Origin of the sequence: Nocardia anaemiae NBRC 100462, assembly GCF_001612725.1 — a bacterium.
Lineage (GTDB): Bacteria > Actinomycetota > Actinomycetes > Mycobacteriales > Mycobacteriaceae > Nocardia > Nocardia anaemiae.
In genome coordinates, this window is the sequence record NZ_BDAZ01000056.1 from 22,977 (window position 1) to 39,538 (window position 16,562).

General features: G+C 66.3%; 15 protein-coding genes and 1 riboswitch. Of the genes, 8 read left to right on the forward strand and 7 right to left on the reverse strand.

The features are described 5' to 3' along the window. Window positions 1-5: 5 nt before the first annotated feature. The gene (locus tag NA5_RS28300) at window positions 6-194 is read left to right on the forward strand and encodes a hypothetical protein (RefSeq protein WP_062991425.1); all 189 of its coding nucleotides are present in this window, start codon (window positions 6-8) and stop codon (window positions 192-194) included. Here NA5_RS28300 and NA5_RS28305 read toward each other — a convergent pair. From NA5_RS28305 to NA5_RS28315, 3 genes are all read right to left on the reverse strand, one after another. After that, window positions 191-1,546: a M1 family metallopeptidase gene (locus tag NA5_RS28305; RefSeq protein ID WP_062991516.1), complete on the reverse strand. Its 1,356-nt coding sequence runs from the start codon at window positions 1,544-1,546 to the stop codon at window positions 191-193. The two genes, NA5_RS28300 and NA5_RS28305, sit on opposite strands and share 4 nt — an antisense overlap. Further along, on the reverse strand, window positions 1,546-5,562 hold the full coding sequence (locus tag NA5_RS28310; protein WP_062991427.1) for a Pls/PosA family non-ribosomal peptide synthetase: 4,017 nt from the start codon (window positions 5,560-5,562) through the stop codon (window positions 1,546-1,548). The genes NA5_RS28305 and NA5_RS28310 overlap by 1 nt, the downstream gene beginning before the upstream one ends. 119 nt (window positions 5,563-5,681) lie before the next feature. Then, window positions 5,682-6,104 (reverse strand): MarR family winged helix-turn-helix transcriptional regulator, encoded by a 423-nt coding sequence (locus tag NA5_RS28315; protein ID WP_062991429.1) that lies wholly within the window; start codon window positions 6,102-6,104, stop codon window positions 5,682-5,684. A gap of 81 nt (window positions 6,105-6,185) precedes the next feature. On the opposite strand from NA5_RS28315, the gene NA5_RS28320 reads away from it, so the two are divergent. Further along, window positions 6,186-7,607, forward strand: coding sequence for a DHA2 family efflux MFS transporter permease subunit (locus NA5_RS28320; RefSeq protein WP_084484478.1), 1,422 nt, complete (start codon window positions 6,186-6,188; stop codon window positions 7,605-7,607). Window positions 7,608-7,646: 39 nt separating this feature from the next. Here NA5_RS28320 and NA5_RS28325 read toward each other — a convergent pair whose 3' ends face one another. Then, window positions 7,647-8,273 carry a LysE family translocator gene (locus NA5_RS28325; RefSeq protein ID WP_062991433.1) on the reverse strand — a complete coding sequence of 209 codons (627 nt, stop codon included), beginning with the start codon at window positions 8,271-8,273 and terminating at the stop codon, window positions 7,647-7,649. Between the two features lie 112 nt (window positions 8,274-8,385). Beyond that, window positions 8,386-8,499, forward strand: a riboswitch (SAM riboswitch). Window positions 8,500-8,545: 46 nt separating this feature from the next. On the opposite strand from NA5_RS28325, the gene NA5_RS28330 reads away from it, so the two are divergent. The 3 genes from NA5_RS28330 (at window position 8,546) to NA5_RS28335 (ending at window position 10,924) form a co-directional block, all read left to right on the forward strand. After that, window positions 8,546-9,868 (forward strand): aminotransferase class V-fold PLP-dependent enzyme, encoded by a 1,323-nt coding sequence (locus NA5_RS28330; RefSeq protein ID WP_062991435.1) that lies wholly within the window; start codon window positions 8,546-8,548, stop codon window positions 9,866-9,868. Between the two features lie 257 nt (window positions 9,869-10,125). Further along, window positions 10,126-10,257 (forward strand): hypothetical protein, encoded by a 132-nt coding sequence (locus NA5_RS42925; RefSeq protein WP_281201764.1) that lies wholly within the window; start codon window positions 10,126-10,128, stop codon window positions 10,255-10,257. A 4-nt stretch (window positions 10,258-10,261) separates the two neighbouring features. Further along, window positions 10,262-10,924, forward strand: coding sequence for a WXG100-like domain-containing protein (locus NA5_RS28335; RefSeq protein WP_062991437.1), 663 nt, complete (start codon window positions 10,262-10,264; stop codon window positions 10,922-10,924). Here NA5_RS28335 and NA5_RS28340 read toward each other — a convergent pair. Both NA5_RS28340 and NA5_RS28345 read right to left on the reverse strand, forming a co-directional pair. Beyond that, window positions 10,827-11,378 (reverse strand): flavin reductase family protein, encoded by a 552-nt coding sequence (locus NA5_RS28340; RefSeq protein ID WP_062991439.1) that lies wholly within the window; start codon window positions 11,376-11,378, stop codon window positions 10,827-10,829. The two genes, NA5_RS28335 and NA5_RS28340, sit on opposite strands and share 98 nt — an antisense overlap. A gap of 101 nt (window positions 11,379-11,479) precedes the next feature. Further along, entirely contained in the window at window positions 11,480-11,953 is a 474-nt protein-coding gene (locus tag NA5_RS28345) for a YbaK/EbsC family protein (RefSeq protein ID WP_062991441.1), read from the reverse strand. Window positions 11,954-12,116: 163 nt separating this feature from the next. On the opposite strand from NA5_RS28345, the gene NA5_RS28350 reads away from it, so the two are divergent. The 3 genes from NA5_RS28350 (at window position 12,117) to NA5_RS28360 (ending at window position 15,312) form a co-directional block, all read left to right on the forward strand. Continuing rightward, window positions 12,117-12,938 carry a crotonase/enoyl-CoA hydratase family protein gene (locus tag NA5_RS28350; RefSeq protein WP_062991443.1) on the forward strand — a complete coding sequence of 274 codons (822 nt, stop codon included), beginning with the start codon at window positions 12,117-12,119 and terminating at the stop codon, window positions 12,936-12,938. Between the two features lie 89 nt (window positions 12,939-13,027). Next, window positions 13,028-13,534 (forward strand): MarR family winged helix-turn-helix transcriptional regulator, encoded by a 507-nt coding sequence (locus NA5_RS28355; RefSeq protein ID WP_063813629.1) that lies wholly within the window; start codon window positions 13,028-13,030, stop codon window positions 13,532-13,534. Window positions 13,535-13,593: 59 nt separating this feature from the next. Further along, window positions 13,594-15,312, forward strand: coding sequence for an MDR family MFS transporter (locus NA5_RS28360; protein WP_084484485.1), 1,719 nt, complete (start codon window positions 13,594-13,596; stop codon window positions 15,310-15,312). A 404-nt stretch (window positions 15,313-15,716) separates the two neighbouring features. Here NA5_RS28360 and NA5_RS28365 read toward each other — a convergent pair whose 3' ends face one another. Continuing rightward, entirely contained in the window at window positions 15,717-16,550 is an 834-nt protein-coding gene (locus tag NA5_RS28365) for an ESX secretion-associated protein EspG (RefSeq protein WP_245672436.1), read from the reverse strand. Window positions 16,551-16,562: the final 12 nt, after the last annotated feature.

Here is a 16,562-nt window from a genome sequence, read left to right on the forward strand (position 1 = left end):
CATATATGAGCGATTCGTTGAAGGCACGTGTGCGGGCGAAACTATTGCGCCAGCTCGAAGAGGACGGCATCCGCGACCAAGAGCAGGACGACCCGCGCGAGATCTCGGTCGGGGCCGATCTCGACGCACTCGACAGCGTCACCGAAGACGATCCGCTGGTCGAAGAACTCGCGGCGCGCTACCTGGTCTTCTAACGCGGGGTGGTGCTGGCCTGTCCGCCGGACGGCGGCAATTGCGGCAGCGGCTCGGAGAGCAACCACGCATCCCACAGCGACCGCAGCGGTACCAGACTGTAATGTCCGGCCAGATCGGTGAAATCCTCGGTGCTCACCGATCCGTGCTGATAGCGAATCGTCCACTCGCGCAATAGGTCCCAGAAGGCCAGCGCACCGAGCTCCAACCGCAACGCGTGCAGGGTGAGTGCGCCGCGCTTATAGACGCGATCGTCGAACATGCGCTGCGGGCCCGGATCACCGACGACGATGTCCTGCGGCTCCCTGGACAGATTGTGTCGGGCCGCGCGCGCCAGCTGATCGGCGGTCGGCCCGCCCGCGGCCTCCGACCAGATCCATTCGGCATAGCAGGCGAAGCCCTCGTGCAGCCAGATATCGCGCCACTGCCGGATGGTGAGGCTATTGCCGAACCACTGGTGCGCGAGTTCATGTGCGACAAGGCGTTCCGCGCCGCGGCGGCCGTCGCAGTGGTTGGCGCCGAAGACGGAAATGCCCTGGGCCTCGATCGGGATCTCCAGGTCGTCATCGGTGATCACCACGGTGTAGCCCTCGAACGGATACGGGCCGAACTTCTCGGTGAACAGCTCCATCATCTTCGGCTGGCGTTCGAAGTCGTGTTCGAAATTCGCGCGCAGCCGCGGCGGGAGCACGGCCTGCATCGGCACCGAACCGCGCGTGCCGCCGATGCGGTGTTTGCGGTAGGGCCCGATCTGGATGGTGGCCAGATAGCTCGACATCGGTTCGGACTGTTCGTAGACCCAGGTGGTCTGGCTGGCCTTGGTCTGCTTGCGCAGCAGGGTGCCGTTGGCCAGCGCGTAGTACGGGGTGTCGGTGGTGATCGAAATCCGGTAGCTGGCTTTGGAACTCGGGTGATCGTCACAGGGGAACCAGGACGCGGCGCCATTGGGCTGACTGGCGACCAGCGCGCCCTCGGTCAGTTCCTCCCAGCCGACCTCACCCCAGGGCCCGCGCACCGGCTTCGGTACGCCCGCGTACTGGATGACCAGGCCGAGCACTCCGCCCGCCGGAATCCGCTGCTGCGGGGTGATCACGAGTTTGCCGTGCTGATGGGTGTATTTCGCGGCCTTGCTCCCATTGACGAAGACCTTGCCGACGGTGAGCGACTGGGACAGGTCGAGTGCGAAACGCTCCCGCACGGCGGTGGTCACCGCGGTGATCTCGGCGCGGCCCGCCAGCCGGTTGCTGGCGACCTTGTAGGTCAGTTCGAGTTCGTACCGCGATACCCGATAGCCGCGATTTCCGTTCTGCGGTAGGTATTCGTCGATGGGCTCTTCGTAAAACTTGCCCCGCATCAGTTGGCCGCTCCGGCCTCGCTCGGCCTCGGTGCCGGACTGGACCACGGCGCGATCGGATTGCCCCACCAGCGGGTGGACGGCGGCACGGTGTCACCGCGCATGACCAGCGAGGCGGGGCCGATGGTGGCGCCCGCGCCGATGCCGGCGGCGGGCAGCGCGACGCAGTGCGGTCCGAGGGTGGCGCCCGCGTCGAGGGTCACGGTGTCCATGGCCATGATTCGATCGTGGAAGAGGTGGGTCTGTACCACGCAGCCGCGTTCCACGGTCGCGCCGTCACCGAGTGTCACCAGGTCCGCCTCCGGTAGCCAATAGGACTCGCACCATACCCCGCGGCCGATCTTCGCGCCGAGTCCACGAAGCCACAGATTCAGTACGGGGGTACCGGTCGCGGCGCGCGCGAACCACGGCGCGGCAACGGTTTCGACGAAGGTGTCGGCGACCTCGTTGCGCCACACGAACGAACTCCACAGCGGATGCTCCTCGGCGCGAATTCGCCCGACCAGTAACCACTTCGCGGCGACCGCACTCGCTCCCGCGACCGCACCGGCGGCCATCAGCACCAGACCGCAGAGCAGCCCGGCGACCAGGTATCCGGCCGATTCCGCGATCCAGGCCAGCGTGAACAGCACGCCGAGGCCGATGGCAAAGGTCACCAGTAGCGGGAGGAGTCGGCAGGTTTCCACGATGCCGCGGAACACCTTCAGCCGCAGCGGCGGGTCGAAGGTGCGTTCGGTATCGCCGGTTTCGGAGGCGCGGCGCAGTCGCACCGGTGGGCTGCCCAGCCAGGACGAACCGGCCTTGGCCTTGGACGGCGCCGCCGAAAGCACCGCTACCAGTCCGTTTTTCGGCACTCGCCGACCGGGTGCGGTCATGCCGGAATTGCCGAGGAAGGCGCGCTTGCCGACCTTCGCATCGCCGATGTGCAGCCAGCCGCCGCCGAGTTCGTAGCTGGCGATCATGGTGTCGTCGGCGAGGAACGCACCGTCGGCGACCGTGGTGAATTTCGGCAGCAGCAGCACCGTGGACGCCTCGACGCTCTTGCCGATCTTCGCGCCGAGCAGGCGCAGCCACAGCGGGGTCAGCAGGCTGGCATACAACGGGAACAGGAAGGTGCGCGCCGAATCCAGCAGCCGCTCGGTGGCCCACGCCTGCCAGCCGACCCGACTGCGAACGGGATGGTGGCCCTCGGTGAGTCCGATGCTGAGAAGCCGGACCGCTATGACCGTGGCCACCGCGTAGACGCCGAGGCTGAGCAGCGTCGCGACGGGCAGGATGGCGAAGCCCTCGCCGAGCGCACCAGCGAGTGTGCGGGCGTCGCGGATGAACCAGGCGATGAACGCGCCGCCCGCGCCGAGACCGAGAATGGGCATGGCCGCCAATGCCATCGAGGTCACGCCGAAAATCGCGACCCAGTGCGCGGCCCGCGCCGGGGTGTGATCCGGCCAACGATGCTGGGCCTTACCGACTTTCGTGGCAGGCGAACCGGCCCACTCCTGTTCGGCCTTCACCTTGCCCGATACCGACGATCCGGCCGTGACCTCGGCATTCTTACCGATTTTGCTGCCGGGCAACAGGATCGAGCGCGCACCGACCACCGCGCCCGCGCCGATGCTGATCGGGCCGATGTGCACCACATCGCCATCGATCCAGTAGCCGGACAGGTCGACCTCGGGTTCAACGCTGCAGCCGTCGCCGAGTTCGAGCATGCCGGTGACCGGCGGCAGGGTGTGCAGGTCGACGCCCGTGCCGATCTTCGCGCCGAGTGCCCGCGCGAACGGCACCATCCACGGTGCGCCGGAAAGGCTTTCGGCACCGCTGGCCTCCGAGAGCCGCACCGCCGCCCACAGTCGCAGATGCTCCGAGCCGCCGCGCGGGTAACTGCCGGGCCGCATGCCGCGCAGCAGGATCCGCGCGCCGGTCGCGCAGATCACCATCCGACCGGGCGGTGAGATGAAGATCAGGAAGGCGGCCAGCGTCCACCACCAGGACAATTGCGGCAGCCACGGCAGCGAGCCGGACCAGCCCGCGATATTGCCGACGATCGCCAACCAGGTGAGCCATTGCAGTCCGGTGAGCGTGGTGAGCGGGATGGTGGCCAGCACCTGGGTCCATTGGGCGCGCAGCGGCGTCGGGCGCACGATGCGTTCCTCGACGGCGGCGCTCGGCGCGGTCTCGTCGAGCAGTTCGGCCAGTGCGCCGAGGCGTGGATGGTCGTAGAGATCGGCGACGGTGATGCGTGGATAACGTTGGCGCAGTGCGGTGACCAGTTGCGCCGCCGACAGTGAGCCGCCGCCGAGATCGAAGAAGTCGGTATCCGGGCCGGTGATCTCCGCGCCGAGAATCGAATCCCACAGTCCGGCAATCCATTGCTCGGTTTCGGTGAGTTCGCCGGTCGCGGTTTCGGAGGTGTTCGGCAGCGGCCAGGGCAGTGCGTCGCGGTCGACCTTGCCCGACGTACGGGTGGGCAGGTCGGCGACGATGGCGAGCCGCGGGACCAGCGGTGCCGGAAGTTGTTCGGCGAGTTGGGCTCTGGCGGCCTTCAGGTCGAAATCGGGTGCCGTGCCGGTCAGGTAGCCGACCAGGATCTTATTGCCCGCCTTGGTGGTTCGGATCGCGGCCGCGGCACCGCTGACGCCGGGTAGGTGCTGTAGGGCATTGTCGAGTTCGCCGAGTTCGATGCGGCGGCCGCCGAGTTTGATCTGATCGTCGGCGCGGCCGAGGAAAACCAGGCCCGCGCTGTCCTTGCGCACCAGATCGCCGCTGCGGTAGGCGCGGTCCCAGCCGAGTGACGGTAGCGGAGCGTATTTTTCGGCATCCTTGGCCGGGTCGAGGTAGCGGGCCAGACCGACACCGCCGATCACCAGTTCACCGGATTCGCCCTCGCCCACCGGATTTCCGGCGGCGTCGACGACGGCCAGATCCCAGCCGTCCAGGGGGAGACCGATCCGGACCGGGAAGCCGCCGTCCAGCAGCGCCGCACACGCGACCACCGTTGCCTCGGTGGGGCCGTAGGTATTCCAGACCTCGCGTTCTGTATCTGATTCGCGGCGTTCGCGGTGCCCTACGTGGTCACGCTCCGCTTCCTCCTCCTGGCCCGTCGCTCGCGCCGCGGGGCTTCCGGCAAGGCGTTCGGCGAGTTCGGGCGGCACCGCCTCGCCGCCGAAGATCAGCAGCCGGACCGGCTCGAGCGCCTCGGCGGGCCAGGTCGCGGCCAGGGTGGGAACCGTCGAGACGATGCTGATTTCGTGCCGGACCAGCCAGGGACCGAGATCCGCACCGGTGCGGACCAGGGCGCGCGGTGCGGGCACAAGGCAGGCGCCGTTGCGCCAGGCCAGCCACATTTCCTCGCAGGAGGCGTCGAAGGCGACCGAGAGCCCGGCGAGCACCCGGTCGCCCGGACCGATCGGGGCATCCGGGAGGAACAGCCGTGCTTCCGCGTCGACGAAGGCGGCGGCATTGCGGTGGGTGACGGCGACGCCCTTCGGGGTTCCGGTGGATCCGGAGGTGAAGATGATCCAGGCGTCGTCGTCGGGAGTGGGGCGAAGGATCGAGTCGGCGGACTCGGGCCGTTCGAGGGCCGTCGGCTCGACGCCTGCCGTGGTCACGATCGCGGTGACGCGGGCCTCACCGAAGACGAGGCGGGCCCGCTCCTCCGGATCGTCGGCGTCCACCGGAACATAGGCCGCACCGGCAAAGAGAATGGCCAGAATAGTGACGTAAAGCTCATGGGTGCCGGACGGCATGCGCACGCCGACGCGGTCGCCGGGGCGCACACCCGCCGCGGTCAAGCGCACCACTCCGGCGTCGATTTCGGCCAGCAATTCGGTGTAGCCGAGCACCACGCGACCGTCATCGATCGCGGGTGCCTCCGGGTGGGCTTGCGCGGTGCTGTTCAGAATGTCGACAAGGGTCCTGGCCTGCGGTGCGAGTGCACCACGCAGCAAGGGATCGGGTGTGCGGAGCCCGTTCGTCGGGTCCGTGCCCGCCGCGGTGTCGACCTGCGGCCGCAGCATCACGTCCTGCCCACCTCTCATAGACCTGCCTAGCGCTTCCTCGTTGTTGTTTCACAGCAGGGTTACCAGTGGGCAAACGCCACGGTGACCAACCTGTCTACGGTACCTGCGGTATTGCCTCAGACCTCTTCGCCGAGCGCCTTCAACGCCAAGCGGTGCAGCGTGCGCCGCTCGTCCTCGTCGAGGCGGTGCAGCACCCGCTCGGCGGCCTTTTCGATGAGTTCGTCGGTCTTGCGACGCTCAGCGCGTCCGGACCGGGTGATGGACAGCCGGTACTTGCGTCGGTCGGTGGCATCGCGCGTGCGGATGACGAATCCCGCCTCCTCCAGGCCATCGATCAGCCGGACCACCTCGCTGCGGTCGATGCCGAGTGCGGTGGAGACCTGCTGCTGGGACAGGTCGTCGAACTCCTCCAGGCAGACCAGCACCCAGTGTTCGCGCAATGACGTGCCCATTTCGGCGTGTACGGCCTTGTGCAGCTTGCCGAGCGCGTACGTCGGGAAGCGGAGCAGGCCGCGAGGGTAAATGGGGTCGGCGGGCATTCGGTAATTGTATCTATTGTTGATGCACCAGATTGTTGATAACCTCCGCAATCTAGGTTGTCTACAAATATCGGAGGATCCATGTCGGATACTCGAACGGCCGTCGCCGCCACCGCGCCCGCACTCGAACCCATTCCCGCGCGGGTCTGGCGGGTGGCCGGTGTGGTGGTCTTCGGCGCGGTCATGAGCATGTTGGACACGTCGCTGGTGAATATCGGGCTGAACTCCATCGCGACGGATCTCGGTGCGGCACTGGACAGTGCCCAGTGGATCGCGAGCGGCTATCTGCTCGCACTCGCCGTCACACTGCCGCTGTGCGGTTGGCTCGGGCGGCAATTCGGCACGGACCGAGTCTGGTTGACCGCGCTCGCCGGATTCACAGTGACCTCCGCACTGTGTGCGCTAGCCCCGAATATCGGCTGGCTCATCGGATTTCGGATCGCGCAGGGTCTGGCGGCGGGGCTATTGGTGCCCGCCGGGCAGACCCTGCTCGGACAGGCCGCCGGTCCGCAGCGGTTGGGTCGGGTGATGAGTGTCGTCGGCATCGCGGTGGTCGCCGCGCCCGCGATCGGGCCGACCATCGGCGGCGTCATGCTGGCGAATATGGACTGGGAGTGGTTGTTCCTGATCAATATCCCGTTCGGGCTGGTCGCCTTCGTCCTCGGGCGTCGGGTGCTGCCGCGGGCGGAGGCGACGGGCAACGGTGGTCGATTCGATGCCATCGGGTTCGCGTTGATCGGGGTCGGGCTGTCGGCGCTGGTCTATGGACTCGGTGAATTCGGCAGTCGTGGTGCGATTTCCGCGCCGACGGTGTGGGTATCGGTATTGGTCGGAGTGTTCGCGCTCGGCCTGTTCGTGGCACGGTCGGTGCGCGGTGGTGGCCTGCTCGATGTCGGACTGTTCCGGCATCCGGTATTCGCGACGGCGAATGCGGCGAACCTCTTCGCCGGTGCGTCGCTGTTCGGGTCGATGCTGTTGCTGCCGCTGTACTTTCAGGTGCTGCATCGGGAAGGCCTCATCGCGACGGGGCTGCTGCTCATGTCCTTCGGGATCGGTGGGGTCATCGCGCTGCCCGTCGGCGGCCGGTTGACCGATCGGTACGGCGGTGGTGTGGTCGCCGTGGTCGGCAGTGCGGTGACGGTCGCGGCCACGGTGCCGTTCGCGCTCGCTGATGCCGCCATGAATCCTGTTGTGGTACAGGTACTTCTGTTGATCCGCGGGGTCGCGACCGGATTGACCGGGGTACCGATCGTTGCGGCGGCCTACGCATCGGTGCGGCCGGAGCAGCTGCCGGATGCGGCGTCGTTCGTGAATATTCTGCAGCGGGTCGGCGGGTCGATCGGAGCGGCACTGCTCGCGGTGGTGCTATATCGCGCGGCCGCTGCCGGATTGCCGGTGGATGCCGGATTCCGGCAGGCGTTCTGGTGGCTCACCGCCGCGTCGGTGGTCTCATTGGTCGCGTCACTAGTGCTGTGGCGCAAGGAGATTCAGCCGAATTTGTGATGCTTGCGCCTGGTCGGTGGTTACCGACCAGGCGCATCATTACGCGGCCGAGGCGGCGGTGCCGATGCCGAGTGCGGCGAGGATGGCCGCGCTGATCTGTTCGAGCCGATCGCGAACCCGGGGGCGGCGCAACATCGCAACGGCCCGGGAGGCCAGCAGGGCGAGCAGAATCATCTCGACGGCGGCAATGGAGCATTCGATGGCACCGAGCGCGAGGGTGTTCAGGAAGGTGACATCGGTGAGGAATTGCGGCAGCACCGCCAGGTAGAACAGTCCGACCTTCGGGTTGAACATGCATGACACCACGCCCGCGGCGAATGCCGAGCGAATCGAGGTCGGGGCCTGCGTGGCCGACTGTTCGGACGTCGCGGCGGTGCCCCGTTTGCGATGATCGATCAGCGCGCGAATTCCCAAGTACACCAAATAGATTCCGCCGATGACCTTGAGCGTCCGGTAGGCTGTCGCGGACTGTTCCAACAGGGCGGCGACGCCCGCCGCGACCACCGCGGCCCACACGATCCCGCCCAACGCCGAGCCGATCGCCGCGGCGATGCCGGGTCGCGCGTCCACGATCGAGAATCGCAGCACCAGGAACGAATCCGGGCCGGGCGTAACCGACAGCAGAATGCACAGGCCGACAAAGCTGAGCAGCAGGGAAAGCGTCACCTATCGATCAGACCGCACATCGCTCGGCATTGCAAGGTTATTTAATCGGCTGCATGTATATGCATTTCAGGGAGGTTGACAGAGCGGTGGGGCGTCTGCCACTCTCGGTTCAGGTCATGAGTACCAGCATCAAGCCCCGGCTAGCTGGTCGGCAACCCTCCTCCGCGGTGGGGTGCTCCGGGTGACGACCAGGCCGCAGCCCGACCGGATGCGGCAAGCGCGGACTCGGAAGATCACCAGATTTCGGGTCCCATAGCCGATGGGATTTTGTGATGACCGCTGCAATCGATCAGAGCTGTGCCGCCCTCGCCCGGGTCTCCGGCGACGACCTCCAGGTGCCGCTCGTCCAGGGTGGAACAACCACCTACACGAACTTCGACTATGCCGCTAGCGCACCGGCATTGGCGCAGGTCACCGACCGGGTGCAGCAATTGCTGCCGTACTACGCGAGTGTGCACCGCGGTGCCGGTTACGCCTCGCGGATCTCCACCGAGTGCTACGAGGCCGCGCGCGGTTCGGTCAGCCGCTTCCTCGACGCCGCCGACGATCAGGTCGTGGTGTTCACCCGCAACACCACCGATTCGTTGAATCTGCTCGCCGCCTGTGTGCCCGGCGACACTGTGGTGCTGGATATCGAACATCATGCGAACTTCCTGCCGTGGACCCGGCACGGCCGCCGCGTCGTCAAGGCCGCGGCGACCGTCGAGGAGACGATCCGTCAGCTGGTCGCCGAATTGTGCAGTAAGCCAGCCGCATTGCTCGCCGTCACCGGTGCGTCCAATGTGACCGGTGAGGTGCTGCCGCTCGAGCGCCTGGCCACCATCGCGCACCAGTGCGGTGCCCGCATCCTGGTCGATGCCGCGCAGTTGGCGCCGCATCGTCGAATCAGTCTGCGCGCCATCGGTATCGACTATCTCGCCTGCTCCGGCCACAAGCTCTACGCGCCGTTCGGAGCGGGAGTGCTTGTCGGACACCGGGATTGGCTCGATGCGGCCGAACCGTATCTGTCGGGCGGCGGGGCGGTTCGCGAGGTCACCACCACCAATGCGGAATGGGCAGCGGCGCCGCAGCGGCACGAGGCCGGTTCGCCGAATGTCCTCGGTGCGGCCGCACTCGCCGCCGCATGTGACGCACTGTGTGCGATCGATCCGAAAACCCTTGCCGCGCATGAGCAAACGCTCGCCGATCGACTGCGCGCCGGGCTGTCCGAGATTCCGGGCGTCAACCTGCTGCGCATCTGGGACGACAGTCCGGACACCGTCGGCATTGTCGCCTTCACCCTGGATGGATTCGTCCCCGGCCACGTCGCCGCCTACCTCTCCGCCGAACACGGGATCGGCATTCGCGACGGCCGCTTCTGCGCCCACCCGCTGCTCGCCCGCCTCGGTCTCGACGGCGCACTGCGCGCCAGCATCGGCCTCGGCAACAGCTCCGCCGACGTAGACCGCCTGGTCGCGGCCATCGCCACCCTGGTCGACAAGGGCGCTTCGTGGAATTACGCCAGCACCGACGGACTTTGGAACCCGACCCCCGAAACCCGCCCCTTCACCCACCCCGACTCCGCCGACGGCGCGGCACCCTGCTCGATCGGCTAGCCGGAGCCGCCCTGGGCCGCTGTGCACCGATTGGGCCGGCCTGCATCGTTGAGTTGCTGTTGCATCGTTGGTCGCCGCGCACCAGTGGGGCCGTGCATCGTTCGGGCCGCTGTGCACCTCTGGGACGGTGTGCAATTGCTGAGCCATCGCGCACGGTTCGGGGTGCCGAGCACTGATTGTGTTGCTGCTGCACACCGATTGCGCTGCGGCGTACTGATTGTGTTGCGGCGCATCGAGTGTGTTGCGGCGCACCGATTGTGCTGCGGCGTACTGATTGTGTTGGCGCGCACCGGCTCATTGTCGCGGACGCCGTGACCACGACCGATGGGGACTTCGAGTCGGCCGTCGAGAAGATCACCGGCCTGCTCGACGAGAACGGCAATGGGTAGCCGCATGGGTTTGCAGATACCAGCGGCGCTGGAGCCGGTGGCGGCGGTCGTCGTCTATCGCTGGCCGAAGGCGGATGAGACCAAGCTGTTCAGTTTGGGCAATAAGGCCGAAATGATGGCGAACACGCTGGAGAAGTACTCCGGCAAGATCGATACCAAATTCCGAGAGGCCCTTGGCTATATCGAGGGCGAGACCCACGATGCGATCGAGCGTTATCGGCAGCAGACGATGCACGCGATCGAGACGCTCACCGATCTGCTCCGCGATATCGCCCTGGCGCTACGGATCTACGCATCGCTGATTCTGGCCATCAAGCTGTACATCATCTCGATGCTGATCTACACCGCCATCCAGCTGGCCGCGGCAGCCGCGGCGGCGGTGCCGACCCTCGGCGCGAGTACGGCCGAGGCGGCGGCGATGCAGGTCGCGATTCGCACCGCCATCACGCAGGCGCTGCAAGCTGATCCAGCAGATCCTCACCCAGACCGTCATCAAGGCCGCCACCGGCGCATCGACCAACGCCGCAATGGAATTATAGCGTTGCCGCGCAGGCGAATCCGGCCCGCGCTCAGTCTTCGAGCGAGGTCGGGCGGTAGTAGCGGCCGCGGTAGTAGAGCAGTGGTGCGGCGCTGGGCTGTTCGTCGGTGTTGTCGTGAACCCGGGTGACCAGACCGACGACGAGGGTGTGGTCACCGATGGGGATCAACTGTTGGATGGTGGCGCGGATCCAGATGGGCGTGCCGTGCAGCACAGGCTCGCCGGTGTCCAGGGTGGTCCACAGGGAGCGATCGCTGAAGCGTTGATCGGCGGTCCGCGCGAAGCGCTTGGCCAGATCGTGCTGATGTTCGCCGAGGAAATGCACCACCACCGAGTCCGCCGCCTGCAATGCCGTCAGGCTCGACGAGGTGTGGGCGATATTGAAGGAGACCAGCGGAGGTTCCAGGGACAGCGATGCGAAGGAGGTCGCGGTAAAGCCGACCGGGCCTTTCGCGGAGCCCAGCGTGACAACGGTGACGCCCGCCGGATAGTGCCCCATGGAGGCCCGGTACAGCTCGGCGGTGATACCGCTCAGATCATCGGGAATCTGGAGGTCCGTGGCGGGGGGTTGCGCTTCGGTCACAGCTGCGCCTCGCTAGCGCTCAGCTTCGCTGCGACCGGTGGTGCTGTGTTGATGGTTCGCGAGCTCACATGACGAAACTACGCCGGGTATCCGAATCGGGTTCAATCCACATCGATCGGGAGCCCGGCGGTGATCCGCACGAGTTCGCGAAACGAGGTGCGGAACACGGTATTCGGATGTCCACCCGCGGCCCAGACCTCCCGGTGCGTGGACAGCGCGTTATCCACCCAGGTCGGCAGGTTGGTGGGATGGCCGACCGGTGCGATGCCGCCGATCGGCTGCCCTGTCACCTCCTGCACCATCTCTGCGGGTGCGCGGGTGAGCTTGCCTTCCAGCCGTTCGCTGGTGCGCCCGAGGTCGACCTGGTGTGCGCCGGAAACCAGCAGCAGCACCGGATCGTCGTCCAAGAGGAACACCAGTGATTTCGTGATGGCGCCCACATCGACCCCGAGTGCCCGTGCGGCATCGGCGGCGGTGGGCGTGGGGGCGGGCTGAGTGACGATGACACCGTGGTGGCCGCGGGCGATCAGGGTATCTGCGACCCGACATGCGACTGGTGGAAGCGACCTGCGCATGGAACCAGAGTAGAGCGATTGCGGGCCGTGTGCCGGTCGAGTTCTCAGTCAGTGGTCGGAGGGCTGGACGGGAGAACCGGTGCGGCGCACCGGCTTTGCACAGCATTTGCGCGCGGCACGGACTGGTCGGCTGGCTGGCGCACTTCTGCTTTACGCTATACGAATGACTGATTGGCAGGCTTTCACCGTTGAAACCAAGGATCACATTGCGCAGGTCACGCTGACCGGCCCCGGCAAGGGCAATGCCATGGGTCCGGACTTTTGGCGGGAGTTGCCGGAGATCTTCCGGGGATTGGACGCCGATCCCGAGGTTCGTGCGATTGTGATCACCGGTTCCGGGAAACATTTCTCCTACGGACTCGACCTGCCCGCGATGGCCGGGACCTTCGGTCCGCTGATGGCGGATAGGGCGCTGGCCGCGCCGCGCACCGACTTCCTCTACGAGGTGCGCCGGATGCAGGCCGCGGTGACCGCGGTGGCCGACTGCCGCAAGCCGGTCATCGCCGCGGTCTCCGGCTGGTGCATCGGTGGCGGGCTGGATCTGATCGCCGCCGCCGATATCCGCTACGCGAGCGCGGACGCGAAGTTCAGTCTGCGCGAGGCGAAGGTCGCGATCGTCGCTGATATCGGTTCGCTGCACCGCCTGCCCGGCATTATCGGCGAGGGACATCTGCGCGAACTCGCCTACACCGGAAAGGACATCGACGCGGCGCGTGCCGAGAAGATCGGCCTGGTCAATGACGTATTCGCCGATCAGGACGCGGTATTGGACGCGGCGCACGCCGTCGCGCGCGAGATCGCCGCGAATCCGCCGCTGGTGGTGCAGGGTGCGAAGGATGTGCTCGAGCAGCGCACCAAGGATCAGGTGGCCGCCGGACTGCGCTACGTCTCCGCGTGGAACTCCGCATTTCTGCCGTCCGAGGATCTGACCGAAGCCATCCAGTCGGTGTTCGAGAAGCGCGCCCCGGAGTTCAAGGGTCGGTAAAGGCCGCATATTCACTTGCCCTATCCGTTGGCTCGCGCACATACTTGTATCACGCAACTAATTGATTGGCGCAAGTAAAGGTGGGGCGAGTGGATGAGGATGGGCTCTCGGTCGAGGCGATAGCGATTCAGCTCACCCGGCTGCAACGAATCCGGGAGCGGACCGCGGCGCAAATGCGGAGCAAGGACGGCGTGGATCCCGCCGCGTTCGCGATTCTGTTCCGGCTGCTCTGTGACGGGCCGATGCGCTCCGGCGCACTCGCCGAGGCGGTGCATTCGGATGCCTCGACGGTCAGTCGGCATATCGCCCATCTCGTCGACCGGCGTTTGGTGGAACGGCAGGCCGATCGCAGCGACGGTCGGGCCACCGTGCTCGTCGTCACCGAGCGGGGTCGTGAGGTGGCCGAGCGGATCCGCAGGCGCAGGCACGAGAACCTGACTCGGGTCATGGCGGCCTGGACGTCGCAGGACCGGGCCGCATTCGCCGAACTGCTGCGGCAATTCGTCGACGACTACGAGCGGGCCAAGCCCGCCATGATCGCCGCCATCCGCAAGGACCAACACCTATTCGACCTCGAGACGGAGAACGAGTCGTGACCGCACCGGCCACCGTGGCGGAGCCCACGGGTTTCACCCACAGACAGATCCTGACCATCATGAGTGGTCTGCTGCTCGGCATGCTGCTCGCGGCGCTGGACCAGACGATCGTCTCGACCGCGATCCGCACCATCGCCGATGATCTCGACGGCTATTCGATGCAGGCCTGGGCGACCACCGCCTACCTGATCACCGCGACACTCGCGACGCCGCTGTACGGCAAGTTGTCCGATATGTTCGGCCGCAAGCCGTTTTTCATGGCGGCGATCTCGATCTTCGTGGTCGGTTCGCTGCTGTGCACGATGGCGCAGTCGATGTACGAGCTCGCGGCGTTTCGCGCCTTCCAGGGACTCGGCGCGGGTGGGCTGATGTCGCTGGCGCTGACCATCCTCGGCGATATCGTCAGCCCGCGCGAACGCGCCAAGTACCAGGGCTACTTCCTCGCGGTATTCGGCACCTCCAGTGTGATCGGCCCGGTGCTCGGCGGTGTATTCGCCGGTCAGGACACCATCCTCGGGGTCAGCGGCTGGCGCTGGGTCTTCCTGGTGAATGTGCCGATCGGGCTGATCGCGCTCGGCGTCGTCTCGAAGGTGCTCAAGCTGCCGAAGCGGCCGCACTCCACCGATCGGGTCGACTGGTGGGGCGTCCTAGTGCTCGCGATCGGGCTGGTGCCGCTACTCATTGTCGCCGAGCAGGGGCGCGAATGGGGTTGGGGCAGTGGGCGTTCCATTCTCTGCTATGTGATCGGCGTGCTCGGTGTCATCGGGTTCGTGCTGGTCGAGAAGGCGATGCGGGATAAGGCGCTGATTCCGCTGCGGATGTTCGCCAATAAGACCTTCGCGCTCGGCGTGGTGATCTCGGTCGTGGTCGGCTCGGCGATGTTCGGCGGTATTTCGCTGCTGCCGCAGTATCTGCAGGTGGTGCGCGGATCCAGTCCGACACTCGCGGGTCTGCAGATGCTGCCGATGGTGCTCGGGATGATGACCGGCTCGGTCGTATCCGGCCAGCTGATCTCACGCACCGGTCGCTACCGGATCTTCCCGCTCATCGGCGCGACCATGTTGACGCTCGGCCTGTTCCTGCTGCACTTCGTGAATGCCGACAGCCCGCTGTGGCTCGCGATGATCTTCATGGCAGCCACCGGATTCGGACTCGGCAATCTCATGCAGCCGCTCACCATCGCGGTACAGAATGCGTTGCCGCCCAAGGACATGGGCGTCTCCACCGCCGCGGCCACCTTCTTCCGGCAGATCGGCGGCACGATGGGTGTCGCGGTATTCCTCTCGATCCTCTTCGCGCAGTTGACGCCGAATATCTCCACCGAGATGAAGTCCGCGGCCACCGACCCGGCATTCCAGCACGCCGTAGTCGAGGCCGCGCACAGCAGCAATCCCGCCGATGCCGCGCTAGCGAAAGGCCTTCTCGCGCAGGACACTTCAGCGGCCGGTGGGGTGCTGAAGGACAGTTCGATCGTGCAACAGCTCAGTCCGGAACTGGCCCGACCGTTCAAGGTCGGTTTCGCGGAATCCATGTCGACGGTATTCCTGTCGGTGACCGGCATCGCCCTGCTGGCACTGATTCTGGTGCTGTTCTGGAAGGAAGTGCCGCTGCGGACGGTCGGCGGCATCGAGGCGGCCAAGGGCGATGCGGCAGCCAATGGATCCGATGTTCTCGAGCGCACCGGGTTGTTGACCGCAGGTGGCGAGGCACTGGGTCCGCCCGAGGATGCGGTGAGTTCGACCAACGGTGCCGGATCGAGAACCAGCGGTTCTGCCTGAATCTGGCCGCGCGCCCGTTCCCCGCAGTCGTCGGGGCCGGGCGCAACTCGTTTCACGGTTCTGAGTGGCGGTATTCGCCGGGGACGTTGTGGATGGTGCGTGACCTCGACGGGCGCATGACGCTCAGGCTCAGGGACACGATCACTTGCAGTGACACCCAGGCAGCGGCACCGTTGACGGTCAGGGCACTGCGTTGCTCCGCTGCTGACAACTCATGCCTGCAGATCTCTGGAGACCTGCCCGTGCTCGCGACCTGACTTGCAGCACATCGACTTCCGAGCTCCAGGTGCCGTCGGCGACTCCATTGGCGTTGTCGCATATCCCGTGAGCGCCTCGCAGAAGCTATAGCTTCTGCGAGGCGCTCACGGGATATGCGATAGCTGTTGTGCGGCGTGGGGATCGGGCTAGCTTCGATGCGGGTGGCGGGTGCGGAGGTATTCGTCGTGTTCGCGGTCTTCGCGGTGGTAGCGCTGGGTGAGGGTGGTCAGGCGGTGGATTTCGGCGGCCATGGAATGGGGTTCGATGGGTTTGGCGATGATGGGGTCGCCGGTTTTCACGTAGTAGCGGCCGTCGGGGTAGTCCATCCACCAGAAACCGCGGGCGGGGGTCGGGCGGGCGTCGAGAGCCGGGCCCGGGCAGATGGTTATCTCGCCGAAGGCGGAGCGGGGGCGCTGGAAGATGCGGTCCAGTTGGTCGATGGGGCCGAGGTCGTGGGCACGCCGGATGTGGCGGTCACGTTCGGCGGCGATTTCCGCGCGGCGGATCTCCAGCGGTGGGTGGGTGCCGGGTCCGCACGCGGGTAGGGCGGTTACCGCGTACCGGGCGACTTGTTCTGCGGTGCAATAGGTCAGGAGAACATCGCCGCCGGTGTCGGGATGCGGGCCGGGGAACTGGTGCAGGACGGCCCCGGCCTGAGCGCGGACCGCACCATGGAACCGATATATGTGCGATAGATCGGCACCGCCGAAACCCTTGGACTCCACCCGGACATCCGGCTCGAGCAGCACCTCGATGGCATGTTCGAGCTCGGGCGAATACTTGGCGAGCAAGGAACTGACAGCAGCCTCCCGATGACGCTTCAGCTCATCGAAGTCAGCGATGTCGGTGCGATAGTGCAGCGGATAGGGAAGGCGGTCGCGACCGTATGCGGCCCAAAGCATTTCGAACTCGAGCCCGCTGAGCCTGTTCCTACCCGCCCCGTACCCACTGCTGCCCGCTATCCCGCTGTCATTAGTCACTCCGCCACCTTC